23 protein-coding genes are annotated in these 23,574 nt (G+C 63.8%); 9 read left to right on the top strand and 14 right to left on the bottom strand.

The genetic code is table 11. From position 1 onward, the window contains the following. Positions 1-28 precede the first annotated feature (28 nt). Positions 29-1,231 carry an O-succinylhomoserine sulfhydrylase gene (locus DES43_RS01730; RefSeq protein WP_035026366.1) on the top strand — a complete coding sequence of 401 codons (1,203 nt, stop codon included), beginning with the start codon at positions 29-31 and terminating at the stop codon, positions 1,229-1,231. A 163-nt stretch (positions 1,232-1,394) separates the two neighbouring features. Further along, positions 1,395-1,787 carry a Co2+/Mg2+ efflux protein ApaG gene (apaG, locus tag DES43_RS01725; protein ID WP_035026370.1) on the top strand — a complete coding sequence of 131 codons (393 nt, stop codon included), beginning with the start codon at positions 1,395-1,397 and terminating at the stop codon, positions 1,785-1,787. Between the two features lie 54 nt (positions 1,788-1,841). On the opposite strand, the gene DES43_RS01720 is transcribed toward apaG, so the two are convergent. From DES43_RS01720 to DES43_RS01710, 3 genes are all read right to left on the bottom strand, one after another. Continuing rightward, positions 1,842-2,861, bottom strand: a complete 1,020-nt coding sequence (locus tag DES43_RS01720; RefSeq protein WP_035026371.1) for an Hsp33 family molecular chaperone — start codon at positions 2,859-2,861, stop codon at positions 1,842-1,844. 102 nt (positions 2,862-2,963) lie between these two features. Next, a complete protein-coding gene (gene argF / locus DES43_RS01715) occupies positions 2,964-3,887 on the bottom strand; it encodes an ornithine carbamoyltransferase (RefSeq protein ID WP_035026374.1) in 924 nt (307 codons plus the stop codon). A 13-nt stretch (positions 3,888-3,900) separates the two neighbouring features. After that, entirely contained in the window at positions 3,901-5,103 is a 1,203-nt protein-coding gene (locus DES43_RS01710) for an aspartate aminotransferase family protein (protein ID WP_035026380.1), read from the bottom strand. A gap of 358 nt (positions 5,104-5,461) precedes the next feature. Here DES43_RS01710 and DES43_RS01705 point away from each other — a divergent pair, with 358 nt between their 5' ends. Then, on the top strand, positions 5,462-5,977 hold the full coding sequence (locus DES43_RS01705) for a GcrA family cell cycle regulator (RefSeq protein WP_035026385.1): 516 nt from the start codon (positions 5,462-5,464) through the stop codon (positions 5,975-5,977). 385 nt (positions 5,978-6,362) lie between these two features. Continuing rightward, positions 6,363-8,387, top strand: a complete 2,025-nt coding sequence (locus DES43_RS01700; protein ID WP_133674779.1) for a glycosyltransferase family 2 protein — start codon at positions 6,363-6,365, stop codon at positions 8,385-8,387. Here DES43_RS01700 and ppk2 read toward each other — a convergent pair. After that, positions 8,353-9,255, bottom strand: a complete 903-nt coding sequence (gene ppk2 / locus DES43_RS01695; RefSeq protein ID WP_035026387.1) for a polyphosphate kinase 2 — start codon at positions 9,253-9,255, stop codon at positions 8,353-8,355. The two genes, DES43_RS01700 and ppk2, sit on opposite strands and share 35 nt — an antisense overlap. Before the next feature lie 75 nt (positions 9,256-9,330). Here ppk2 and DES43_RS01690 point away from each other — a divergent pair, with 75 nt between their 5' ends. Further along, positions 9,331-10,593, top strand: coding sequence for a sensor histidine kinase (locus DES43_RS01690; RefSeq protein ID WP_035026581.1), 1,263 nt, complete (start codon positions 9,331-9,333; stop codon positions 10,591-10,593). Between the two features lie 129 nt (positions 10,594-10,722). Further along, entirely contained in the window at positions 10,723-11,439 is a 717-nt protein-coding gene (gene phoU / locus DES43_RS01685) for a phosphate signaling complex protein PhoU (RefSeq protein ID WP_035026391.1), read from the top strand. 32 nt (positions 11,440-11,471) lie between these two features. Here the strand turns inward: phoU and DES43_RS01680 are convergent, their stop codons facing one another. Beyond that, positions 11,472-12,344, bottom strand: a complete 873-nt coding sequence (locus DES43_RS01680) for a D-alanyl-D-alanine carboxypeptidase family protein (protein ID WP_245264691.1) — start codon at positions 12,342-12,344, stop codon at positions 11,472-11,474. Between the two features lie 167 nt (positions 12,345-12,511). On the opposite strand from DES43_RS01680, the gene DES43_RS01675 reads away from it, so the two are divergent. Together DES43_RS01675 and DES43_RS01670 are read left to right on the top strand one after the other, a co-directional pair. After that, positions 12,512-13,624 carry a hypothetical protein gene (locus DES43_RS01675; protein ID WP_035026399.1) on the top strand — a complete coding sequence of 371 codons (1,113 nt, stop codon included), beginning with the start codon at positions 12,512-12,514 and terminating at the stop codon, positions 13,622-13,624. A 37-nt stretch (positions 13,625-13,661) separates the two neighbouring features. After that, positions 13,662-14,288: a nucleoside triphosphate hydrolase gene (locus DES43_RS01670; protein WP_035026400.1), complete on the top strand. Its 627-nt coding sequence runs from the start codon at positions 13,662-13,664 to the stop codon at positions 14,286-14,288. Between the two features lie 13 nt (positions 14,289-14,301). On the opposite strand, the gene DES43_RS01665 is transcribed toward DES43_RS01670, so the two are convergent. From DES43_RS01665 to DES43_RS01655, 3 genes are all read right to left on the bottom strand, one after another. Beyond that, entirely contained in the window at positions 14,302-15,006 is a 705-nt protein-coding gene (locus DES43_RS01665) for a glutathione S-transferase family protein (RefSeq protein WP_035026403.1), read from the bottom strand. Positions 15,007-15,092: 86 nt separating this feature from the next. Then, positions 15,093-16,301, bottom strand: a complete 1,209-nt coding sequence (locus DES43_RS01660; protein WP_035026408.1) for a beta-ketoacyl-[acyl-carrier-protein] synthase family protein — start codon at positions 16,299-16,301, stop codon at positions 15,093-15,095. Positions 16,302-16,312: 11 nt separating this feature from the next. Then, positions 16,313-16,567, bottom strand: a complete 255-nt coding sequence (locus DES43_RS01655) for an acyl carrier protein (RefSeq protein ID WP_035026411.1) — start codon at positions 16,565-16,567, stop codon at positions 16,313-16,315. A 449-nt stretch (positions 16,568-17,016) separates the two neighbouring features. Here DES43_RS01655 and DES43_RS01650 point away from each other — a divergent pair, with 449 nt between their 5' ends. After that, the gene (locus DES43_RS01650) at positions 17,017-17,841 is read left to right on the top strand and encodes a ferredoxin--NADP reductase (protein WP_035026414.1); all 825 of its coding nucleotides are present in this window, start codon (positions 17,017-17,019) and stop codon (positions 17,839-17,841) included. Between the two features lie 56 nt (positions 17,842-17,897). On the opposite strand, the gene DES43_RS01645 is transcribed toward DES43_RS01650, so the two are convergent. The 6 genes from DES43_RS01645 to DES43_RS01620 all read right to left on the bottom strand — a co-directional run bounded on the left by DES43_RS01645 (position 17,898) and on the right by DES43_RS01620 (position 23,565). After that, entirely contained in the window at positions 17,898-18,893 is a 996-nt protein-coding gene (locus tag DES43_RS01645; RefSeq protein WP_035026415.1) for an ABC transporter ATP-binding protein, read from the bottom strand. 31 nt (positions 18,894-18,924) lie between these two features. After that, positions 18,925-19,986 (bottom strand): Gfo/Idh/MocA family protein, encoded by a 1,062-nt coding sequence (locus tag DES43_RS01640; protein WP_035026418.1) that lies wholly within the window; start codon positions 19,984-19,986, stop codon positions 18,925-18,927. After that, positions 19,983-20,822 carry a carbohydrate ABC transporter permease gene (locus DES43_RS01635; protein ID WP_035026421.1) on the bottom strand — a complete coding sequence of 280 codons (840 nt, stop codon included), beginning with the start codon at positions 20,820-20,822 and terminating at the stop codon, positions 19,983-19,985. The genes DES43_RS01640 and DES43_RS01635 overlap by 4 nt, the downstream gene beginning before the upstream one ends. A gap of 10 nt (positions 20,823-20,832) precedes the next feature. Continuing rightward, a complete protein-coding gene (locus DES43_RS01630) occupies positions 20,833-21,762 on the bottom strand; it encodes a carbohydrate ABC transporter permease (protein WP_035026425.1) in 930 nt (309 codons plus the stop codon). A 246-nt stretch (positions 21,763-22,008) separates the two neighbouring features. Then, on the bottom strand, positions 22,009-23,262 hold the full coding sequence (locus DES43_RS01625) for an ABC transporter substrate-binding protein (protein WP_035026427.1): 1,254 nt from the start codon (positions 23,260-23,262) through the stop codon (positions 22,009-22,011). Between the two features lie 24 nt (positions 23,263-23,286). Further along, positions 23,287-23,565 (bottom strand): hypothetical protein, encoded by a 279-nt coding sequence (locus tag DES43_RS01620; protein WP_133674778.1) that lies wholly within the window; start codon positions 23,563-23,565, stop codon positions 23,287-23,289. Between the last annotated feature and the right edge of the window lie 9 nt (positions 23,566-23,574).

Genomic DNA, 23,574 nt, shown 5'->3' with positions numbered 1-23,574 from the left:
CCGGTTTTTTTGTTGTTGGAAGAGAGCCATGACATCGGACAAGACACGCAATTGGAGACCCCGCACCACGCTGGTGCACGGAGCGACACTCAGGTCCCAGTTCGGCGAGATGTCGGAATCGATCTTCCTGACGCAGGGCTATGTGTACGAGAGCGCCGAGGCGGCGGAGGCCCGTTTCAAGGGGGAAAGCCCCGGTTTCATCTACTCGCGCTACGCCAACCCCACGGTGGACATGTTCGAGAAGCGCATGTGCGCTCTGGAGGGCGCCGAAGATGCCCGCGCCACGGCTTCAGGCATGGCTGCCGTCGCCAACGCCATCCTGTGCAGCCTGAAGGCGGGCGACCATATCGTCGCGGCGCGCGCCCTGTTCGGCTCCTGTCGCTGGGTCATCGATACGCTGGCGCCGCGCTACGGCATCGAGGCCACGCTGGTCGACGGCAAGGACATCGCCAACTGGGAACAGGCGGTGCGCCCGAACACCAGGCTCTTCTTCCTCGAAAGCCCCACCAATCCGACGCTGGAGGTCATCGACATCGCCGCCGTTGCGGGGCTTGCCAACTCGATCGGCGCGCGCCTGGTGGTCGACAATGTATTTGCCACGCCCCTGTTGCAGCGCCCGCTGGACCTCGGAGCGCATGTCGTCGTCTATTCGGCCACCAAGCATATCGACGGACAGGGCCGCTGCCTCGGCGGCATCATCCTTTCCGACAAGGCGTGGATCGACGAGAACCTGCACGACTATTTCCGCCATACCGGCCCCTGCATGTCGCCGTTCAATGCCTGGACCCTGCTGAAGGGACTGGAAACGCTTCCCGTGCGTGTCGACCAGCAGATGCGCTCGGCTGCCCGCATCGCCGATTTCCTGGCGCAATCGCCGCAGATCGAGCGCGTCGTCTATCCCGGGCGTCCCGACCATCCGCAGGCCGACGTCATCGCCCGTCAGATGTCCGGCGGCTCGACCCTTGTGTGCTTCGATGTGAAGGGCGGAAAGGCCGGCGCCTTCGCCTTCCAGAACGCTCTGGATATCGTGCTGATTTCCAACAATCTGGGCGACGCCAAGAGCCTGATCACCCATCCCGAGACCACCACCCACAAGAACCTCAGCGATGAGGCGCGGGCCGAAGGCGGCATCGGCTCCGGCACCTTGCGCCTCTCCATCGGTCTCGAGGACACAGACGACCTTCTGGAGGACATCGGGCAGGCGCTGGCCGCCGTCGGTAAGGCTGGCTGACGCAGCCGCGGGGAAAGCGGCCGGAACGGTCTTGTTCCGGCTGCTGCCTTCGCCTGCCTCCACATCGCCGCAAGCGGCCTTTTGCGTGCGCAACGGGTTTGGCCGGGCAAGGCTTGACCGAACCGTTTTACGGGCCAATTCTCCCGCGCAGGAGATGCGGATCATGTACAGTGCCACGACACGCGACATAGAGGTCCGGGTCAGGCCGTTCTATCTGGAGGAACGGTCGGACCCTGCGGGGAACCGCTATGTGTGGGGTTATCGCGTGACGATCTGGAACCACTCGACACAGTTCGTCCAGCTCATGTCGCGCCATTGGCGCATTACCGACGGGGCGGGGCGCGTGGAGGAGGTGCGTGGCGCGGGCGTCGTCGGCGATCAGCCCGAACTGAATCCGGGCGACAGCTACGAATATACATCCGGCTGCCCGCTTGCGACGCCGTCCGGCTTCATGGCCGGAAGCTACACCATGCGCACGGCCGGGGGTGAAACCTTCGACATCGAGATTCCGGCCTTCTCGCTCGACCTTCCCGACGAGCGCCGGACGGTGAACTGAGGCAGGAATGAAAGAGGCCGGCCCGCAGCCTGACCGGCCTCTTTCACAGGATCGTCAGTTGCCCGCCGGCAGGAAATCCGCCGGATCGAACTCGTAGCCCTTCGAGCAGAACTGGCACTCGACACGGATGCGGCCGTTCTCGATGCTGTCGCGGACCTCCTCGGCGGTGAAGCCGCGCAGCATGCCCTCGATCCGCTCCTGCGAGCAGGAGCAGCGGTCCGCCACCTGAACATTGTCGAACACCCGAACGCCATGCTCGTGGAACAGGCGATAAAGCAGGCGCTCGGCACCTACGGTCGGGTCGATCAGCTCGGCTGGCTCGACGGTGGAAAGCAGCATCAGAAGCTCCTGCCAGGCATCGTCCTGCGGATGAACGCCTGCATCGCTTTCGTCGCCGTCGCCGCCGTTCAGGTCGGGCATGCGCATGCGCTCGGGGGCCTGCGGCAGGAACTGCGCGAACATGCCGCCGGCGCGCCACTGCTCGTCCCCGCCGGCCAGAACCTGCTTGGCGACGGCGAGCCTCAGGTCCGTGGGTATCTGCTCCGACTGGCGGAAGTAGACGCGCGCGGCTTCCTCGAGCGTGATGCCGTCGAGCTGCACGATGCCCTGATAGCGCTGCATGTGAACGCCCTGATCGATGGTCAGCGCCAGCACGCCGGACCCCAGCAGGCTGATCTCGTCAACCTTGCCTGTCGCCTCAAGCGCGGCCAGCTTGTCCGTGTCGAACCGGGCGTAGGCGCGCAGCGCATCCGGGGTGGTGAAGTCGGCCACCAGCATGTCGACCGGGCCATCGGTGCGGGTCTGGAGGATGAACTTGCCCTGGAATTTCAGCGAGGTGCCGAGCAGCACGGTCAGCACGCATGCCTGCGCCAGAAGCCGGGCGACCGGTTCCGGATAGGCATGGCGCGACAGGATGGCGTCGAGCATCGGGCCAAGCTGGACGGCGCGGCCGCGCACGTCGAGCGCCGAAACTTCGAAGGGAACGACATGGTCGTCGCCCGCATGGCCGAATTCACCGAGCTTCGGCTCGTGGAGTTTGGGTTCGTATCCGGTCACTTGCCTGGATTCCAGCATGGCTTGTCTCCGGCCGCAGGCCCTGCCTTTTCACGAAAGGCCGGCCGGGCATCGTCCTGTTGTAGGGTGGTGCGCCGGAGATAGGCACCGCCCCTGACGGTTTCAAGCCGCGTTCCCGGCCCCGAGGCACCAGGCCAGCACGGCCTTTTGCGCATGCAGCCGGTTTTCGGCCTCGTCGAACACCACCGAGTTCGGGCCGTCGATCACCTCGTCGGTCACTTCCTCGCCCCGGTGCGCCGGCAGGCAATGCATGAACAGCGCATCCGGCTTCGCCCTTGCCATCAGTCCGGCATTGACCTGATAGGGGAGGAATACGTTGTGCCCACGGGCCCTGTGTTCCTGGTTCATCGACACCCACGCGTCGGTCACCACGCAATCGACGCCGCTGACCGCTTCCTCGGCGCTGGGGAAAAACGTCACTTTTGCACCGTTGCTGCGGGCCCAGTCGACATATCTCTGCATCGGCTCGCTGCCCTGCGGCACGGCGACATTGACGTTGAAGGAGAAGCGTGCGGCTGCCTCCATCAGCGAGTGCAGCACGTTGTTGCCGTCGCCGGTCCAGGCGAAGGTGCGCCCCGCCACCGGGCCGCGATGCTCCTCGAAGGTGAGCAGGTCGGCCATGATCTGGCAGGGATGCGTGTCGTCGGTCAGCGCATTGATGACCGGTACGCTGGCGTTCTCGGTCAGCTCGATCAGACGCTCATGCGCCGTGGTGCGGATCATGATCGCATCGACATAGCGCGACAGCACCTTGGCGGTGTCGGCGATGGTCTCGGAGCGGCCGAGCTGCATTTCGGCGCCGGTGAGCATGATGGTCTCGCCGCCGAGCTGGCGCATGCCGACGTCGAACGACACGCGGGTACGGGTCGAGGGCTTGTCGAAGATCATCGCCAGAACCTTGCCCTCGAGGGGGCGGGTTCGTTCACCGGCCTTGAGGCGCGCCTTTCGCCGTGCCGCGTCGTCCAGCATGGAGCGCAGGTCCTGCGCCGGGATGGTGGACAGATCGGTGAAATGGCGCAGGCTCATCTGGGACTTCCAATCACTTTGCTTCTGCTGGGGCTGCTTCTGCGGGGGCAAGGCTGGCCGCCGCGGCGCGGATCCGGGCGAGGCCCTGCTGGATTTCCTCATCGGTCAGGGTGAGCGGCGGCAGCAGACGAATGACGTTGTCGCCGGCCGGAACGGCGAGCAGCTTCTCCCCGCGCAGGGCTGCGTTGACCTCGGCGGCCGGCAGGACGCATTTCAGGCCCAGCATCAGCCCGGTGCCGCGAATACCCTCGATCACCCCGGGGAATTCGTCCGCGATCGCCGCGAGACCCTGCTTGAACAGGAGCGCCTTGCGCTGAACCTCGTCGAGGAAACCATCGGCCAGCACGACGTCCAGCACCGCATTGCCGACCGCCATGGCGAGCGGATTGCCGCCGAAGGTGGTGCCGTGCACGCCGGCGGTCATGCCCCTGGCCGCTTCTTCCGTGGCAAGGCAGGCGGCCAGCGGGAAGCCGCCGCCGATGCCCTTGGCGATTGCCATGATGTCGGGGGCAACGCCGCTCCATTCGTAGGCGAACAGCTTGCCGGTCCGGCCGATGCCGCATTGCACTTCATCGAAGATCAGCAGCAGGCCGTGTTTGTCGCACAGGTCGCGCAGCCGCTTCAGCGACTGGCCGGAGAGCAGCCGGATGCCGCCTTCGCCCTGAACCGGCTCGACCAGAATGGCGGCGGTTTCAGGCCCGATGGCTTTTTCGAGCGCTTCCATGTCATCGAACGGAACCTGATCGAAACCGTCGGCCTTGGGACCGAAGCCCTCCAGATATTTCTGCTGCCCGCCGGCCGCGATGGTGGCGAGCGTGCGGCCATGGAAGGCGCCTTCGAAGGTGATCGTGCGATAGCGATCCGGCTGCCCGTTCGCATAGTGATAGCGGCGGGCGGTCTTGATCGCGCATTCGAGCGCCTCGGCGCCGGAATTGGCGAAAAACACCTTGTCGGCGAAGCTGGCGGCCACAAGGCGTTCGGCCAGCCGCGCCTGCTCCGGAATCTCGTAGAGATTGGACAGGTGCCAGAGCTTGCCGGCCTGCTCTGTCAGCGCCGAGACCAGATGCGGATGGCTGTGGCCCAGAGAGTTGACGGCGATGCCCGCGGCGAAATCGAGATATCGCTCGCCCTTGTCGGTTACCAGCCACGAGCCCTCGCCGCGCTCGAACACCAGGGGGATGCGTGCGAAGGTATCGTAAAGCGCCGAACCGCTCATTATATGCGTCTCCGGGACCGGAAATTAAAAAGCCGCCCAATTGGCGGCCCCTGCGCTTATCAGGGTTTTGCCGCTTTCTGTCAATGGAAAGCTCTCTGTTCGGGACCCCGGCCCGGAAGCATGTTTCGTGGCGTCAAACGGGCTTGAAAAGCGGGTCAAGTTGGGGAAAACCACAAAAACTGATTCGGGTTTCGGCTCCGACTCTTGTCACCGAGTCCATGCATATTGTAATCATGGGCCGGAAATAACCAGATTTCGTGCGGCTTATCCAATCCTCCACATAGATGTGGTGCCCGACCGGCTTTTGTCGGAACGGGAATGGATTCCGGAAGCCGTGCGTTCAAAGGAGTGCAGTCTTATGAACTGGACTGACGAGCGTGTTGAACTCTTGCGGAAATTGTGGGCGGAGGGCCTGAGCGCCAGCCAGATCGCTGCGCAGCTCGGCGGGGTCAGCCGCAATGCCGTCATTGGCAAGGTGCACCGTCTGAAGCTGTCCGGCCGCGGCCGGACCACCGCCGCCCCGGCACGTCAGAAGAAGGCGTCCTCGGCGCCGGCTTCCAGGCCCGCGCGTGCCGCAAGCCCGGCCCGCGCGACAGCTCCCACGGTCGGCGCAACGGCCTTGCAGGTGCAATTCGACGCAGAGCCGGCCGCGCGCCAGCATCTGCGTGCGGTCGACAACAATGTCGTTGTGCCCATCTCGCGCCGCCTCGACCTGACGCAGCTTACCGAGCGGACCTGCAAGTGGCCGAATGGCGACCCCCTGTCCGAGGACTTCCATTTCTGCGGCAACGAGGCCGGCGAAAACGGTCCTTACTGCGCCTATCACGCCCGGCTGGCCTTCCAGCCGGCATCGGAGCGTCGCCGCGTGCGTTGATCCGTACGCAGCAAGACCAGTTATCCGGTTGACCCCGCCGCGAGGCGGGGTTTTTTTATTGCCTGATCAAAAACTGGCATATTTGAAAAACCATGCTAGCATCCATGCCGGTCGGGGAAGATTGGGGGAAGAAAATTGATTTCTGGATTTCACGCAAGGATGCGAGCGGGAATATATCTTATATGTTCCGGGATACTTCCTATGAATAAACCTCAAAATTACTGACGGATTTTTGTCTATACAAATATAGATATTCTGAACGGCTGATCCGAACCAGATGATGGTGTTAGGAAGTCTTGGGTTGTTGCCCGGGGCGGGGGTTGGCTTGTCGTCAGCAAGCATTGGGGCGCGTAGTCCGCCCGGTCATGGATGACATGGGGGTGTCATGCATAGGACGGTGTACGAAATCGGGGAAACCGCCGACCTTCCTGCGGGGCGTCGACGTGGCGATGAAAGCCGCGCCGCCAGTACCGGAACGGTGCCGGAGCACACTGATTTCATTGAGGAGTGGGGGCCGGTATTGTGCCGGCTTGGCTGTTCTCGTGAACAGCTCGGGCAGCTTGCCCGCGCGCAAGGTGCGCACAATGACATCATATCCGTGCTGGCGTCGTGCGGGGGCTGCGAAAGAGGCGGGATTCTCCAGGCCCTGTCGGACGAACTGGGACTGCAACGGCTGGACACCATCGATCCGCCTCGCATGCTGCTGAGCGACGACCAGCTTCTCATGCTCCTGCGCGGCAATGGCAGCCATCTGCCCGTCAAGTATCTGCATCGGGACGGCAACGTTTATTATCTTCTTTCAACCCGGGCGATACGTCCCGGACGCCTGCAAGCCTGTCTGCGTACCCGCCCGCGTCTGGCGCCGCGCATGCGCATCGTCGACGACCGGACGCTGCGCGCGGCCCTGATCGAGCGGGCGCGCCCGCTTCTGTCACGCATTGCGGTGAACGGTCTTTCGGAAAAGCATCCCGACATGTCCGCCCATATCGTCGCCAATGCATGGCAGGGTTACATGGTGGGCATCCTCATGTCTCTGCTGCCTGTGGGAATCGTGCTCGCACCCATGGTCGTGCTGACGCTCGTGCATGCGCTGGCAACCGTATTCTTCTTCGCCTGCGTGATCCTGAGGTTTCTTGCCGCCATGGCGTCCGGCCCGGTGAAGCATCGTGCCGCACCTCCTGTTCCCGAAGGCAATGTGCCCACATATTCGGTGCTGATTGCCCTCTACAAGGAGGCCAACGTCGTTCCGGACCTGCTGACGGCGCTGGACTGGATCGTCTGGCCGCGTGAGAAGCTGGAGATCAAGCTGGTCTGCGAGGCGGACGACCATGAAACGCTGACGGCCATCCGCGCCTGTCCGCTGCCGTCCCACATTGAGGTGGTGGAGGTGCCGGCTATCGGTCCGCGCACCAAGCCGAAGGCGCTTTCCTATGCGCTGCCGCTGACGAGCGGCGATTTCGTGGTGCTCTACGATGCCGAGGACTGGCCGGACCCGATGCAGCTTGCGGAAGCATGGGCAAAGTTTCGGGAGTGCGGGCGCGAGGTTGCCGTTCTTCAGGCGCCGCTGGAGATTTCCAATGCCCCGGAAAGCAAGGTTGCGCGCATGTTCGCTTTCGAATACCGGGCGCTTTTCCACGGTCTTCTGCCTTTTCTGGCGCGTAACGGGTTCCTGCTGCCCCTGGGCGGGACATCCAACCATTTCCGGCGCGAGGCGCTGGAAGAGGTGGGTGGCTGGGATCCGTTCAACGTCACCGAAGATGCCGATCTGGGGCTGAGGCTCGCCCGCTTCGGCTACAGGGCGGATGTCCTGTCATCGCCCACCTACGAAAAGGCGCCCCGCACCGTCGGCATCTGGATTCCCCAGCGAACCCGCTGGTTCAAGGGCTGGGCGCAGACCTGGCTGGTGCATATGCGCCACCCCATACGCCTCGCCGGCGATCTCGGGTTCCGCTCTTTCCTGATGGCGCAGGTCCTGTTCGGCGGCATGCTGGCATCGGCCCTGCTGCATCCGGTGCTGCTGGCGACCTTCCTTGTCGTTACCATACGTCTCCAGCTCGGCATGACAGGCGAGCGGCCTTTTCCCGCCCTTCTGGCTGTCGATATGGTCAACGTCACGTTCGGCTATCTTGCCTTTCTGCTGCTTGGCTGGCGTACGCTGGGGCCAGGCCACAAGCGTGGTTTCTGGAAAGTCGTGGCATTGACTCCGGTCTATTGGGCAATGATGTCCTGGGCCGGCTGGCGCGCGATCTGGCAGCTCTGGCGCCAGCCGTTCCGGTGGGAAAAGACGCCGCATGAAAACATGATGACATCGCTGGCCAGCCCGCCGGCGGGCGGCTCGGCAACGCAGCAGATTGCAGGGGCGGCGGCGTTGTGGCCTATGCGAGCAGCAGCGATCGCCCCTCGCCGATGATCTTGTCGTCCTCCTTGCCTATGACGCCTGTGTCGCGACCGTCATAGGGCAGGGACAGCAGCAGGCGACGGATGACGGCAAGGCGCGCGCGGCGCTTGTCGTTGGCCCGCACCACCGTCCATGGTCCCGCCTTGCTGTGGGTCGTTTCGATCATCAGGTCGCGGGCCCTGGTATAGTCGTCCCAGCGGGTGATGCCGGCAATATCCATCGGCGAGAACTTCCAGCTCTTGAGCGCGCTGTGACGCCTGTCATGGAACCGTTCGAGCTGCGTTTCCTGACCGATGTCGAGCCAGAACTTGAAGAAATGGATGCCTTCGGAGCGGATCATCCTCTCGAAGCGCGGAGCTTCCTCCAGGAAATGCCTGTGCTGCTCCGGTGTGCAGAAGCCCATCACCGGCTCGACGCCGGCCCGGTTGTACCAGGAGCGGTCGAACGAGACGAGTTCGCCTGCGGTCGGGAAATGCTCGACATAGCGCTGGAAATACCACTGGCCCTGCTCGGTCTCCGTCGGCTTGGTAAGCGCCACCGTGTGGGCGGAACGCGGGTTCATGTACTGGTGCAGGACGAAGATGGTGCCGCCCTTGCCGGCGGCGTCGCGTCCCTCGAACAGGCAGATGACGCGGTGTCCGGTCTTCTGCATCCACGCCTGCGCCTTTACAAGCTCGATCTGGAGCGCTTCGAGCGTGGGCTCGTATTCTTCCTTTTTCATCTTCTTGTTGTAGGGATAGCCGCCTGCCGTCATCTTGTTTTCCTCAATCCAGTCCGGCAGCTTCGGATCGTCGACGTCGAACAGGCGTTCCTTCCCGCCAATCTTTATCCTGAGCTGATCGGTGCCGGCTGTCACAGGGCTGTCATCGGAGTTTTTCATGCAGGCTGACCTTTCGTGTATTGAAGTTCATGCTAGGACAAGATGCGGACATACAGGAGCTATCTGCCGGACATCATGGCCGATTTGAGTGACCGACAGAAGTATGGTGCACGGCGCTTCATGCGCAACCTGTGGCAGGCACGCTGGCTTCTGGCTGTCGCCGTCGCTGCCCTGTTTTGCGTGCAGTTTTTTGCGGGCATGCCTTTCATGGTCCTGCCGGCCGCCATTGTCGCCCTGCTGCTGGCCGCCGGGATTTCCGGGGACGCAACGGGTGACGGCGAGCAGAGCAGGGCGGCCGCAGAGGCCGGGGAACTGCAGAGCCTTTCGGCCGAGAATCTCGCCGCTGCGGTGACCGATCCCCTGATCGTCTTCGACGACAACGCGTCCATCATCCATGCCAATGCGGCGGCGATTGCCGCCTTCGGCGATCTTCGCGCGGGCATGTCGTTGCAGCTCAAGTTCCGCGCGCCGGAAATGCAGGTCCTGATCGACGCGGCCCTGGCCGGCGGCGGCTCGCCATCCGCCGATTTCATCGACAAGCTGCCTGTCGAGCGCGTCTACCGCGTCACCGCCTCCGCGGTCGGTCATGGCTCGCGCCTGCATGTTCTCCTGTTCAAGGACCAGAGCGAGGCGCGCCGCATCGACCGCATGCGGGCAGACTTCATCGCCAACGCCAGCCACGAAATGCGCACGCCGCTGGCCTCGATCGCAGGATTTATCGAGACCCTGCGTGGCCCGGCCCGCAACGACCCGGCCGCGCGCGAGCAGTTCCTGCACATCATGCAAAACCAGACCGGACGCATGGCGCGCCTGATCGACGACATGCTGTCGCTGTCGCGGCTGGAGATGAAGCCCTACCTGAAACCCGGCGCGCGGGTGGATGTGAAGCAGGTCGTCGAAAGCGTCGTCGATTCCCTCGGTCCGCTGGCGAAGGAGAACAACCTCGTCATCGAGCGCGATTTCGCCGATGGTCCCATGGAGGTGCCGGGCGACCGTGACGAGCTTTATCAGGTGTTCGAGAACCTTCTTGAGAACGCCTGCAAATACGGGCAGGACGGCGATCGCGTCGTCGTTTCCATCGCCCGCACCGACAAGGCTCCGCAGCCGGGCATCGAGGTGACGGTGCGCGATTTCGGCCCCGGCATTCCCGAGGAACACATTCCGCGCGTGACGGAGCGCTTCTACCGCATCGATTCCGAGACCGCCCAGTCGCGCAAGGGAACGGGACTGGGGCTCGCCATCGTCAAGCACATCCTCACCCGCCACCATGGCCGGCTGTCCATCCAGTCCGAACTCGGCAAAGGATCGGCCTTCACGGTTTATTTGCCGGCCAACTAGAAATGCCGGACCTATCGTTTTAGGGTGAAAGGCGGAAATCGTTTCGCTTTCGCGCAATTGTCATGTGAGTGGCGTAACGGAAGGGGAAACAGGCAGGGCCGAATCACAGCGGCCGCGGAGGTTCCGTCCATGCAGTCCTTGCATATTGTCAGCGCCTATGACGAGGAGCTGAAATATCTGTCGAAGCGTATCGCCGCCATGGGCGGCCATGCCGAACGCATGGTCGAACAGTCGGTTCTGGCGCTTGTCAATGCCGATCCCGACCTTGCTCGCAAGGTGGTGGAGGATGATGCAATCCTGGATCAGGGCCAGCGCGAGGTGGACGACAAGGCGATCCTGCTCATCGGCAAGCGTCAGCCCATGGCCACGGACCTGCGCGAAGTCATCGGCGTCATCCGCATCTCGGCCGATCTCGAGCGAGTCGGCGATCTCGCCAAGAACGTCGCCAAGCGCGTCGCCTCGGTGGGCGACAACAGCATGCAGCCGGCCTCGCTCTATCGGGGGCTGGAGGCGCTTGCCGATCTGGCGCTCACCCAGCTCAAGGAGGTGCTCGACGTCTACGCCTCGCGTTCGGTCGAGACCATCGGTTTCGTGCGCGACCGCGACGACCAGATCGACGCCATGTACACGTCGCTGTTCCGCGAGCTTCTCACCTACATGATGGAAGATCCGCGCAACATCACGCCCTGTACGCATCTGCTGTTCTGCGCCAAGAACATCGAGCGCATCGGCGACCATGCCACCAACATCGCCGAGACGATCTACTTCATCGTCACGGGCGAACAGATGCCGGTGGAGCGTCCCAAGGGCGACAAGACCGACCGGATCGTCATTCCCGCCAGGTAGCTTCGCAACCGGGGCCCGCGAACAGGTCGGGCCTACCGGCTCTCCTGGAACACCACCCGAGTCTTGTCGGGCGAAGCGCCCAGCGCCCGTTCGAGCAGCGATTCCGCATGGGCGTTGCGCTCACGGGCGGTGTTGGCGCCCATCACCACCACAACGTAGCGGCGCCCGTCCGCGCTGTAGGAGGTGACGATGTTGAAGCCGGAAGCGCGGATATAGCCGGTCTTGATGCCATCGACGCCGTGGACGCGGCCCAGCATGTCGTTATGGCCCCGCACAAGCTTGCCCCTGAACATGAAGTCCTTGGCCGAGAAATAGTGGTAGTATTGCGGGAAGCGGTTGCGCAGGGCGATGCCCAGAACCGCCATGTCGCGCGCCGTGGTGAACTGGCCCTCGTCCGGCAGGCCGGAGGCGTTTCGGAAGGTGGTGTTGCGCATGCCGAGCTGCCGGGCCTTCGCGGTCATTGCGGCGGCGAAGGCGTCCTCGCTGTCGGCGAGATATTCTCCCACGGCGGCGGCAACGTCGTTGGCCGACTTCACCGTCAGCGCGCGAATGGCTGTGTCCACATCGATCCGCTCGCCGGGCCGCAGGCCAAGCTTGCTGGGCGGTCGCGAAGCGGCATAGGCGGAAACGGGGATTTCGGCGTCCTTTTCCACGCGTCCCGCCGTCAGCGCCTCGAACAGCATGTAGAGCGTCATCATCTTGGTCAGCGAGGCGGGGTAGCGCGCAGATGTCGAGTTCATCTCGAAAAGCTGCTTGCCGGTGCGGGCATCGACAACGATGGAGGCGTATTTCTGCGGTGCGGCAGGCACGGAAAGCACCGCTTCGGGCGGCATGGCTGTCGTGCAGCCGCCGATCAGCGCGGTCAGGGTGAAGAGAACGACGAGTTTGTGGAGCAGTCGGGACAAGAGCTTGCCGTGAGAAATGGTGCTGGCTGGATGGCAAAGGCGTAAATTGCGCGGACCCTAGCCCAAGCCGCTGTGCGCGTCCATTCGCTTCGCCTGGCCGGCCCATTGCCAGTCGCACGCGGCTTGCGCATTGTGGCCCGCGTGCAGCAGCTTCGGAAAGGACCGCCATGGAAATCTTCACTTTCGGCGCTGACGGGATTTCGGTGTCCGTCGATCCTGCCGTCGGGCATATCGCCGGTCTGATCATCGGGCGGGACGGGAGAACGCTGAAACCCCTGCATCGCGCGCCGTGGGTCGAGGAGCCGCGCGAGACATTGCCCGAACATCTGCCCGAAGGCGTCGTGCGCCTGTCCGGCGATTTCCTGTGCGCCCCGTTCTCGCGCGCCGACGTGGAGGAAGCACCGCTGCATGGCTGGACGGCCAACAGCACCTGGGAAGTGGTCGACAGCAGCGCGCTTGAGGACGGCTGGCGGGCCTCGTTGCGACTGAAGCGCAAGGTCATGGGCGCGACGGTGGACAAGATCCTGACCGTGCGCAACGGTCACCCATTCCTTTATCAGGAGCATGTCTTTACCGGTGGAGAAGGCGCGATTTCCGTTGCGCATCACGCCATGACGGCGATGGCGGACGGCGGGCGTCTCGCTTTTTCGCCGAAGCGCCTTGCCGGGACCGGTGACGAGGCGCTTGAACCCGATCCGGCGCGCGGCCGCTCGCTTCTGGCCTATCCGGCGCGAACGGCGGACATTACCCGTTTTCCGGCAGCCGACGGCGGAGCGATCGATCTCACGGAGTACCGGCCCGGGCGCCGGCAGGAGGATTTCGTCACGCTGGTCGAAGCCGAAAACACCCGGATAGGCTGGACGGCAGTGGCGCGCAGGGCCGAGGACGATCTCGTCCTTGTCCTGAAGAACCCCGCCGAACTGCCCGTCACCATGCTGTGGATCAGCAATGGCGGGCGCGATTATGCGCCGTGGAGCGGGCGTCACACGGGCGTTCTGGGCATCGAGGATGGCAGGACGGCGGTGGGGCACGCCGCCTCGCTCGGTGACAACTGGCTCCGGCGCGAGGGCGTCGACACGGCCTTCGATCTGGGCGGGCGCGTGGCCTTCCGGCAGGTGCTCGGGGCCTTGCCGCTGGGTGCCCTGCAACTGCCCCGCCAGCTTGCGGCGGAGGCTGAAACGCTGCGCCTGGTCATGGCCGGTGGCGGCACGGCCGAGGTGCCGTTCGATGGCGGGTTCCTGCGTGCCGGTATGCAGCCTGCCGGAATGGAACCTGTGTAAAGGTTGCGGCGTTCCGTAGCGGAAGAGGGAGGGTTTCATGTCCGCAATCGCGTCCATAGCCTCGGCGATCTTCAAGCGCGCCGGCAAATCCGAGCGGTTCATCGTGGCCATTGCCGGGCCGCCGGGAGCCGGCAAATCCACGCTTTCGGAAAAGCTCAGGGAGCTGTTGCCGGAAGGTGCCGTGGAAGTGGTGCCGATGGACGGCTTCCACCTTGACGATATCGTGCTGGAGCGGCGCGGGATGAGAGCGCGCAAGGGCAGTCCCGAAAGCTTCGACTTCGCCGGTTTCGAGGCCCTGCTGAAGCGTATCAGGGCGGGCGAGCCCGACATTGCTATCCCGGTGTTCGACCGCAGCATGGAACTGTCGCGCGCGGCAGCGGCCATACTGGACAAGGAAGTGCGCTTCGTGCTGGTCGAGGGCAACTATCTGCTGCTGGACGAGGAGCCGTGGTCGCGACTCGCGGACCTGTTCGACTTCTCCGTCTTTCTCGACGTGCCGGCCACGGTGCTCGAGCGCCGGTTGCTGGCCCGCTGGCACGACCATGGCCTGGCCGATGAGGAGGCGCGCGCAAAGGTCGCCGCCAACGATATGCCCAATGCCGGGCGCGTGTTGGCGCGACGCCGGGCCGCCGACATGATCGTCGGCGACGGGGAGGAATTGTAAGGCGGCTGAAACGTCAGGGACGCTGTGGGATTTCCAGCCCGGCCTGCACGGCCGGCCGCGCCAGGCCGCGCTCCAGCCACGCGGCGACCGCCGGGAAATCGTCGAACCCCACCAGTTCGCGCGCCTCGTAGAAGCCGATCAGGTTGCGCACCCAGCCCAGCATGGAAATGTCGGCGATGGTGTAGTCGTTGCCCATGATCCACTTGCGGTCCCTGAGACGGCCTTCAAGCACGCCGACGAGGCGGCGCGACTCCGCGCGGTAGCGCTCCAGCGGCCGCTTGTCGGCGATCTCGCGGCCGGCGAACTTGTGGAAGAAGCCGAGCTGGCCGAAGATCGGGCCGATGGCGGCCATCTGGAAGAACACCCACTGGATGGTCTCATAGCGCTTCGCCGGGTCGGAAGGCAGCAGCTTGCCCGTCTTTTCGGCGAGATAGAGCAGGATGGCGCCGGATTCGAACAGCGCCATCGGCTCGCCGCTCGGCCCCTTCGGGTCGATGATGGACGGAATCTTGCCGTTGGGGTTGAGCGAAAGGAATTCCGGCCCCCAGGTTTCATCCTTGCCGATATCGACATAGTGCGCCTCGTAAGGCAGGCCGAGCTCCTCCAGCGCGATCGAAACCTTCACGCCGTTCGGCGTCGGCGCCGAGTAGAGCTGGATGCGGTCGGGGTGCTGCGCGGGCCAGCGCGTGGTGACGGGGAAAGCTGACAGATCGGCCATGCAAGAACTCCTGCGGGAAAGATTGCCGGGAATGCGGCAGCGGCAGACGCAGGATGACGCCCGCCGCTGTCGTCATCGTCGAAAATTCACACCGCCCTGATCGCCAGCACGGCATTGGTGCCGCCGAAGGCGAAGGCGTTGGAAATCGCCGTGCGCACCTTGCGTTCACGCGCCGTGTTGGGCGTGATGTCGAGGTCGCACTCCGGGTCCGGCTCGCGGTAGTTGGCGGTTGGCGGGACGATGCCTTCGCGGATCGCCATGACGCAGGCGATCAGCTCCAGCGCCCCGGACGCGCCGAGGCAATGCGCGTGCATGGATTTCGTCGAGGACACGGACAGCTTGTAGGCATGATCGCCGAACACGCGCCTGATCGCCGCGGTTTCGATCTGGTCGTTGGCCTTTGTGCCGGTGCCGTGGGCATTGAGATAGTCGATCTCTTCCGCCCTGAGGCCCGCATCCGCAAGGCATGCGCGCATGGCGCGCTCCGGCCCGTCGATGGTGGGCGCGACGATGTCGGAGGCATCGCCTGAAAATCCGGCGCCGGCGATTTCGGCCAGAATGTCCGCGCCACGCGCAATGGCGTGATCGTAGCTTTCCAGCACGACCATGCCCGCGCCTTCGCCCAGCACCAGCCCCTGCCGGTCGGCGGAGAACGGGCGGCAGGTGTCGGGTGAAAGCACGCGAAGCGCCTCCCAGCCCTTCAGGATGCCCCAGACCATCGGCGCATCCGTGCCGCCGGCCAGCATGGCGTCGGCCCGCCCCAGCCTGATCTGGTCGACCGCGGAAGCGATGGCATGATTGGAGGAGGAGCAGGCCGAGGTCACGCCGAAGACCGGGCCCCTCAGCCCCAGATTCATGCTGACATGGCCGGCCGGCGCACCGGGCATGGCCTTCGGCACCGAGAAGATGCCCGCCCGCGATTTTCCTTCGAGCAGGATCGCCCGATAGTTCTCCTCGATGACTTCCCAGCCGCACACGCCAACGCCGACCGTGGCCCCGATCCTGTGCGTGTTGGCCTCGCCGATGCTCAGGCCGGCATGGTGCGCGGCCTCGCGCGCGGCGATCACGGCCAGCAGGCTGAAGCGGTCCATGGCCACGAGCTGCTTGCGCTCGACGCCGTGTTCGGGCAGTTCCCTGATCTCGCAGCCGGTTGCGACCTTGACGTCATGCAGCGCGGGATTGGAAATCGGCCCGATAGCAGACCGTCCCGCGCGCATGGCGTCCCAGATCGCCGGCGCACTGGTGCCGAGGCCGCAAAGACCGCCTATGCCGGTGATGACGACGCGCTTGCGCATGCGGTGACGGATCAGCCCTTCTGCGCGATCAGGCCGCGGACCGCCTCGATCATGTCGCCGACATTCTTCAGGTTGGCCCAGGCGTCGACCGTATTCATCTCGATCTCGATGCCGTACTTCTCCTCGAGATCGAAGATGATCTCGGTCAGTTCCAGCGAGTGGATGCCGAGCGAGGTCAGTTCCGTACCGACGGTGATTTCCTCATTGCCGGGCTCGGCATGTTCCTTGATCTTGTCGATGATTTCGGTTGCGAGCTGGTCGGCCATCCGGTTCCTTTCCTGTTGTTCCGTTCCGGTGCAGCAGCTTCAGGATGCTGCTGCACCTGCTTTGTCCCCGGCAGATCATCGTTTAGCTGCCATGTTCCCGGTCCCGGAGCAGGCTCTTCTCTCTATAGGAACCCGCACGCGCAGAGGCAACAACGTTATCCGCGTTGTCTACCGGCGCGGGATGGCGCCTGAAGAGCGAATGGAAAGCCGTATTTCATCTGATGGGCCGGGTTTGCGCGATTTTGCCTGAAGCCGCAACGCTGCGGCCATGGAAACGTTCCAGATTGAAAAGGCGTTCCGCCCCCGCTCCTTGACGCTAAACTCGCCTCTATATATCTAGTCTCCCGGCAGGGAAGGGCTTGCCAGACAGCACCGCGCCTCAGCGCGCTGGACCCGCAGGGGTCGCTCGCGCAGCTTTCGATGCGCTGCATTTGCAGAAAGTTTTCTTGATGAACACGGTTCCCACGTTGAATTCATCCGAGGCCAGGCCGGTCCCGTTCCCGATTCCGGCAAATGTCTATGCGGAGACCGTGGTGTCCGTGAAACATTACACGGACAGGCTGTTCGCCTTCCGTGTCACACGCCCGAAATCGCTGCGCTTCCGCTCGGGCGAGTTCGTCATGATCGGCCTGCCCAATGCCGAGAAGCCGGTGTTCCGCGCCTATTCCGTTGCCAGCCCCGCCTGGGACGAGGAACTCGAGTTCTTCTCCATCAAGGTGCCGGACGGTCCCCTGACACAGCACTTGCAGAAGATCCAGCCGGGCGACACCATCCTGTTGCGCCAGAAGGCAACGGGCACGCTGGTGCTCGATGCGCTCACCCCGGCCAGACGGCTGTTCATGATCTCCACCGGCACCGGCATCGCGCCTTTCGCCAGCCTGCTGCGCGACCCCGACACCTATGAGCGCTTCGAGAAGGTCGTCCTTACGCACACCTGCCGCGACCGTGCCGAGCTCACCTATGGCCAGGAGCTGGTGGCCGCGTTGCGGGACGATCCGCTGATCGGCGAATATGCCGACCGCGTGACGCTCTATAATTCCACGACGCGTGAGGAAACGCCGGTCATGGGCCGCATCACCACGCTGATCGAGAGCGGCAAGTTTTACAGCGATCTTGGAATCGAGCCGCTGAATCGCGAAACCGACCGCGTCATGATCTGCGGATCGATGCACATGCTGCACGACGTGAAGGAACTGGTCGAGAAGCGCGGTTTCGTCGAGGGCTCGCTGAGCAGCCCCGCCGACTTCGTGGTCGAGCGCGCTTTCGTCGGCTGATAGCGTTCCGGGATTTTCCGAAAGGCCCCGTTGCGCAAGCGCCGGGGCCTTTTTCGTCAGATGCGCCTGCCGTCCTGCCCGAAGCGGTAGGTGTGGGCCGGATCGGGCGTGGCATAGAGCGTCGCCCCCGGCTCGGCATTGTAGACGCCGAACAGGCGAACGGTGATCAGCCCGGCCTTTTCGCAATCGAGATAGAGATTTGTGTCCGCGCCCAGATGCTCGGCATGGATGACAGTGCTTTTCCAGTCGCCATTGTGCGGATCGACGGCGATATGCTCGGGCCGTACGCCCACCGTTCTGACGCTTTCGCCGAGCCTTGCGCCTTCGATGAAATTCATCCTGGGCGATCCTATGAAGCCGGCGACGAATTCGTTGGCGGGTGAGTTGTAAAGCTCCATCGGCGCCCCGATCTGCTCGATGCGGCCGCCGTTGAGCACCACGATGCGGTCGGCCAGCGTCATGGCTTCCACCTGGTCGTGGGTCACATAGATCATCGTCGCCCTGAGGCGGCGATGAAGCTGGGCGATTTCCAGCCGCGTGTTGACGCGCAGCGCCGCATCCAGATTGGACAGCGGCTCGTCGAACAGGAACAGGCTGGGCTCGCGCACCACAGCGCGCCCGATGGCGACGCGCTGGCGCTGCCCGCCCGACAGTTCCGCCGGCCGGCGTTGCAGATAGGGTTCCAGCGACAGCATGGCGGAGGCTTCCGCCACGCGTTTGTCGATCTCGGCGGCCGGTGTGCCCGCCTGCTTCAGGCCGAGGCCCATGTTGTTCTTCACCGTCAGGTGCGGATAGAGCGCATAGGTCTGGAACACCATGGCGATGCCCCTTTTTGCCGGCGGCGTCGAGCTCACATCCCTGCCGTCGATGACGACGCGGCCCGATGTGGCGTCCTCCAGCCCGGCGATGACCCTGAGCAGCGTGGATTTGCCGCACCCCGAGGGGCCGACGAACACGACGAATTCGCCATCCGCGACATCGAGGTCGATGCCCTTCAGCACATCGACCTGTCCGAAGGATTTTTTCACGTTCTCGATGTTCAGCGAACCCATGTGCAGTCCTTGTTGAATGTCGCGATCCGCCTTACAGCCGAACTGCCTTGCCAGTGCGCACGCTTTCGTCGGCGGCGAGGCAGACGGCCAGCGATTTCACGGCGTCGTCCATGTGGCGGGTGAGGTCGATGTCCTCGCGTATCGCCTTCAGCACGAACGCCTGCTCGAGGTCGCACAGGTCCTGATGACCGGGCTCGCCCTGCATGGACAGCATCCGGTCCTCCTGCGCGAAGCGTCCGTCCGGGCCGGTGGCGGCGCTGTGCAGGCGGATGGTCGAGGTCTTGGTGTGGGTGTCGATGTCATCCGATTTCGCACCCTCGGCCATGACGATCGACACGCAGCCATTGGGCGAGATCACGTCCTTCACGAAGAAGGCGGTCTCGGAAATCATCGGCCCCCAGCCGGCCTCGTACCAGCCGACCGAACCGTCTTCGAACAGCACCTGGAGATGGCCGTAATTGTACATGGCCGGATCGATCTCGCCGGAAAGGCGCAGGCCCATGCCGCGCACTTCCACCGGTCTCGCGTCGGTGATCTGGCACATCACGTCCAGATAATGCACGCCGCAATCGACGATGGGCGAGGTCGTCTTCATCAGCTGCCTGTGCGTTTCCCATGTCGGGCCGGAAGACTGCTGGTTCAGGTTCATGCGGAACACGTAAGGGCCGCCGAGCTTGCGCGCTTCCGCGATCAGCCGCATCCATGAAGGATGGTAGCGCAATATGTAGCCGATCACCAGCTTGCGGCCATTGGCCTTTGCCGCGTCCACCACGCGCCGCGCATCGGCCACGGTGGTGGCCAGCGGCTTTTCCACGAACACATGGCAGCCGGCCTCAAGCGCCTGCACCGCATAGTCGGCATGGCTGTCGGAATAGGTGGCGATGCAGGCGAGGTCCGGCTTTTCCGCGGCCAGCGCTTCCGTGAAGGAGCGCCGGATCGGGCGGCCGGCAAGCGGTTCGGGCAGTTCCACGTCGGAGCGGTTGACGAGCGCGGCGATCTCGAAGTCCGGATTGGCCGCGTAGGCCAGCGCATGGCTGCGGCCCATATTGCCGAGCCCGGCGACGACGACGCGTATCGGTTTGTCTGAACTCACTTGACGGCTCCGGAAGTGATGCCGCGGATCAGTTGCCGCGAGAAGATGAGGTAGAGGACGAGCACCGGCAGGATCGCCAGCGAAAGGGCTGCCAGCACCGCGTTCCAGTTGGTGACGTACTGGCCGATGAACATCTGCGCGCCGAGCGTGACGGTCTTGGTCGCCTCGGACGGCGCGAGGATCAGCGGGAACCACAGATCGTTCCAGATCGGGATCATGGTGAACACCGCGACCGTGGCCATGGCCGGCCGCACCAGCGGCAGCACAAGCCTGAAGAAGATGCGGTATTCAGAAAGCCCGTCGATGCGCCCGGCATTCTTGAGGTCGTCGGAAACGCCGCTCATGAACTCCGTCAGGATGAAAACGGCGAGCGGCAGGCCCTGCGCCGTGTAGACGAGGATCAGCGCCGTCAGCGTGTTCACCAGTCCGGAGGCCACCATCATCTGCAATATGGCGACGGTTCCGAGGCGGATCGGGATCATGATGCCGAGCGCCAGATAAAGCCCCATCAGCCGGTTGCCGCGGAAGCGGTACTCCGACAGCGCGAAAGCGGCCATGGCCCCGAACAGCAGAACGAAGAACAGCGACGCCACCGTGACGATGAAGCTGTTCTGGAAATAGGTGAGGAAATCGCCCTGCGTCAGCACCATGCGATAGCCGACGAGGTCGAAGGTTTCCGGTGTTGGCGGCATCATCGGCGCGCCGAAGATCGATCTGCGGCTCTTGAACGAGTTGATGAGGATCACGAACACCGGAAACAGCGCGATCACCGTGTAGGAGATCAGGATCGCGTGGGCGGCGACCGAGCGGGGGAGCGAGGCGGTGGCGCGGTTCATCGTCTTCGCCTCAGAACTGGTAGCGGCGCAGCCGCGTCTGGATGAGGAACAGATAAAGGCACACGCCGGTCAGGATGATGAGGAACATCATGGTGGCGATGGCAGCGCCCATGTTGCGGTCGCCCACCTGAAGCTGGAAGCCGAAGAAGGCGCGGTAGAGGAATGTGCCGAGAATGTCGGTCGAGTAGTTGGGGCCGGCAAGCGCGCCCTGCGCCGAATAGATGAGGTCGAAGGCGTTGAAATTGGCGACGAAGGTCAGCACGGAAATGATGCCGATGGAAGGCAGGACCAGCGGCAGCTTGATCTTCCAGAACTGCGCCATGCCGGTCACGCCGTCGCATTCGGCGGCCTCGATCACCTCATCGGGAATGGAGAGCAGGGCGGCATAGATCAGCATCATCGGAATGCCGACGAACTGCCACACCGAGATCAGGCTGAGCGCGGTGAGCGCATATTCCTCCTTGCCGAGCCACGGCGTGAACAGGCTTTTCAGGCCGACGAGGTCGAGCAGGTTCGGCGCGACGCCCCAGATCGGCGACAGGATCAGCTTCCATGCGAAGCCGACGATGACGAAGGACAGGATCGTCGGAATGAAGATGGCGGTTCGGTAGAACGACGAGAGGCGCAGTTTCGGGCTGGAAAGCAGCGCCGCCAGCAATATGCCGATCGGGTTCTGGACCAGCATGTGGATGATGAAGAACCAGACATTGTTCCACAGCGCGTTCCAGAAGCCCCTCGACCAGTTCGGGTCGCCGAACAGCGTGCGGAAATTGTCGAGCCCCACGAAGGTATGGCCACCGGAAACATTCCGGAACAGCGAGAACTGCAATGTGCCGAACAGCGGCACGATCATGATCGCCGTGTAGACCAGCACCGCCGGCGCCAGGAACACGATGATGTGCCAGCGGAACGGTCTCTTGGGTGCAGCTTCTGCCGTCATGGGCGGGGTCCGTGGTCGAAGATTCTACAGCGTGTCGCGATCTTTCGGATTCGCTCCTCACGCGTTCAGTTCCTGTCTTTACGCATGTCGCCCGAAACCAGTTCCCACTTCCGGGCGACATGCTTCAGCATAGTCTCCCTGCGGCCTTCGGCGCCATAGGGTGGTAGGCAGTGGCCTGCATGACATGGGTGTGGAACAGGATCGCTGAAGGTGCCCTCCCCGGAAAGCCGGGGAGGGATCCCCTGATCACTCGGCCGGCTTGTACCAGCTGTCGAGACCGGCCTGAAGCTTCTTGCCTGCCTCCTCCGGCGTCACCGTGCCGTTGATCACGTTGGCGGATTCCACCCAGGTTTCGTTTTCGAGATTGGGCGTGCCGCGCGACAGGATCTGGTAGGTCGAGCGGATGGTCGACTTACACTTGCCGCGCCACGAGACGAACTCCTGCGCCAGCGGGTCTTCCATCTTGACCGGCGTCGAGTTCAGGCTGAAGAAACCGGGCAGGGCGTTTGCGTAGATCTCGGCGAATTCCGGCGAGGCCACCCAGGTGAGGAAGGTTTTCGCGGCTTCCGGGTTCTTGGTGGCGGCGTTCATGCCGATGCCGATATCGGTGTGATCGGAAATGTAGCAGGTGTCGCCGGCCGCCTTGACCGGGGGCGGGAAGGCGCCCATCTCGAAGTCGACCTGCGTGTTGAACACCGAAATCTCCCACGAGCCGGCCGGGAAGATGGCGGCGCGGCCGAGCGTGAACAGGTTCTGGCTGTCGGGGTAGGTCTGCGCCTCGAAGCCGTCGCCGAGATAGGGTTTCCACTTCGCCAGCGTGGCGAAGGGCTCCACCCATTGCGGATCGGTCAGCTTCTGCTCGCCCTTGATGAGCGCCAGACGGCCCTCCTCGCCATGCCAGTAGTTGGGGCCGATGTTCTGGTAGCCCATGGTGGCGGCTTCCCACAGGTCCTTGGTGCCCATGGCCATGGGGATGTAGTTGCCGTCTTCCTTGATCTTGTCGAGGGCGGCGAAGAACTCGTCCTCGGTCGCCGGCGGTTCGATGCCGAGCTCCTTGAAGGCGTCCTTGTTGTAGATGAAGCCGTGGATCACCGAGGCCATAGGCACGCAGAAGGTCTGCTTGCCGTCGTCGGTGGTCCAGGCCGACTTCGCGACGTCGGAGAAGTTTTCCATGCCGGAAAGACCGGTCAGGTCGGCGAGCTTGCCGTTCTTGAACAGGTCGAGCGAGGCGTCGAACGGACGGCAGGTGATGATGTCGCCGGCCGAACCGGCGTCGAGCTTGGCATTGAGGGCGGCATTGTATTCGGTCGGAGCCGAAGGCGAGAACACCACCTTGACATCGGGGTGGGCGGCCTGGAAAGCGGGGATGAGCTTCTCCTGCCAGATGGCGAGGTCGTCATTGCGCCAGCTTTCGATGGTGAGCGTGGCTTCCTGCGCATGGGCGGCCGAGCACAGGAGGCTCGATCCCAGAAGCGCTGCGGTGAAGAGTTTCATGTTCATGCTCGGTCTCCCTGTTGGGCCTTTTCAGGCCGGTTGTGTCGAATGAAGCTGCGCATACGGGCGGCGGCGCGCCGGGCTGCGGAAGCCCTGCCTGAACGCTTTCCCGATTATGAACAGGTGCGCGGCCATCGGAAAGCGGGTTTCCGGCTGGCTTCGACAGGCGTGTTGGAAAAGAATGCGGGCCTGCGGCTGCCGCAGATGTTTGCGGAAGCCGGCTGTCCGGTGCGCAATCGTGCTGCGGATATCCATCGCTCCCCTCGTTCTCCTGGTTAAAACAATACCAAAAAAATACCACTTGTCCACGCTTATTAA

Origin of the sequence: Aquamicrobium defluvii (genome assembly GCF_004363725.1) — a bacterium.
Taxonomy (GTDB): Bacteria; Pseudomonadota; Alphaproteobacteria; order Rhizobiales; family Rhizobiaceae; genus Mesorhizobium; species Mesorhizobium defluvii.
The sequence above is the reverse complement of the archived record's forward strand: the minus strand, read 5'-3'. Positions and strand labels throughout refer to the sequence as shown.

Coding starts and splice junctions, on each gene's coding strand:
- DES43_RS01730 (WP_035026366.1), top strand. CDS start 29: ATGACATCGGACAAGACACGCAATTGGAGACCCCGCACCACGCTGGTG.
- apaG (WP_035026370.1), top strand. CDS start 1,395: ATGTACAGTGCCACGACACGCGACATAGAGGTCCGGGTCAGGCCGTTC.
- DES43_RS01720 (WP_035026371.1), bottom strand. CDS start 2,861: ATGCTGGAATCCAGGCAAGTGACCGGATACGAACCCAAACTCCACGAG.
- argF (WP_035026374.1), bottom strand. CDS start 3,887: ATGAGCCTGCGCCATTTCACCGATCTGTCCACCATCCCGGCGCAGGAC.
- DES43_RS01710 (WP_035026380.1), bottom strand. CDS start 5,103: ATGAGCGGTTCGGCGCTTTACGATACCTTCGCACGCATCCCCCTGGTG.
- DES43_RS01705 (WP_035026385.1), top strand. CDS start 5,462: ATGAACTGGACTGACGAGCGTGTTGAACTCTTGCGGAAATTGTGGGCG.
- DES43_RS01700 (WP_133674779.1), top strand. CDS start 6,363: ATGCATAGGACGGTGTACGAAATCGGGGAAACCGCCGACCTTCCTGCG.
- ppk2 (WP_035026387.1), bottom strand. CDS start 9,255: ATGAAAAACTCCGATGACAGCCCTGTGACAGCCGGCACCGATCAGCTC.
- DES43_RS01690 (WP_035026581.1), top strand. CDS start 9,331: ATGGCCGATTTGAGTGACCGACAGAAGTATGGTGCACGGCGCTTCATG.
- phoU (WP_035026391.1), top strand. CDS start 10,723: ATGCAGTCCTTGCATATTGTCAGCGCCTATGACGAGGAGCTGAAATAT.
- DES43_RS01675 (WP_035026399.1), top strand. CDS start 12,512: ATGGAAATCTTCACTTTCGGCGCTGACGGGATTTCGGTGTCCGTCGAT.
- DES43_RS01670 (WP_035026400.1), top strand. CDS start 13,662: ATGTCCGCAATCGCGTCCATAGCCTCGGCGATCTTCAAGCGCGCCGGC.
- DES43_RS01665 (WP_035026403.1), bottom strand. CDS start 15,006: ATGGCCGATCTGTCAGCTTTCCCCGTCACCACGCGCTGGCCCGCGCAG.
- DES43_RS01660 (WP_035026408.1), bottom strand. CDS start 16,301: ATGCGCAAGCGCGTCGTCATCACCGGCATAGGCGGTCTTTGCGGCCTC.
- DES43_RS01655 (WP_035026411.1), bottom strand. CDS start 16,567: ATGGCCGACCAGCTCGCAACCGAAATCATCGACAAGATCAAGGAACAT.
- DES43_RS01650 (WP_035026414.1), top strand. CDS start 17,017: ATGAACACGGTTCCCACGTTGAATTCATCCGAGGCCAGGCCGGTCCCG.
- DES43_RS01645 (WP_035026415.1), bottom strand. CDS start 18,893: ATGGGTTCGCTGAACATCGAGAACGTGAAAAAATCCTTCGGACAGGTC.
- DES43_RS01635 (WP_035026421.1), bottom strand. CDS start 20,822: ATGAACCGCGCCACCGCCTCGCTCCCCCGCTCGGTCGCCGCCCACGCG.
- DES43_RS01630 (WP_035026425.1), bottom strand. CDS start 21,762: ATGACGGCAGAAGCTGCACCCAAGAGACCGTTCCGCTGGCACATCATC.
- DES43_RS01625 (WP_035026427.1), bottom strand. CDS start 23,262: ATGAACATGAAACTCTTCACCGCAGCGCTTCTGGGATCGAGCCTCCTG.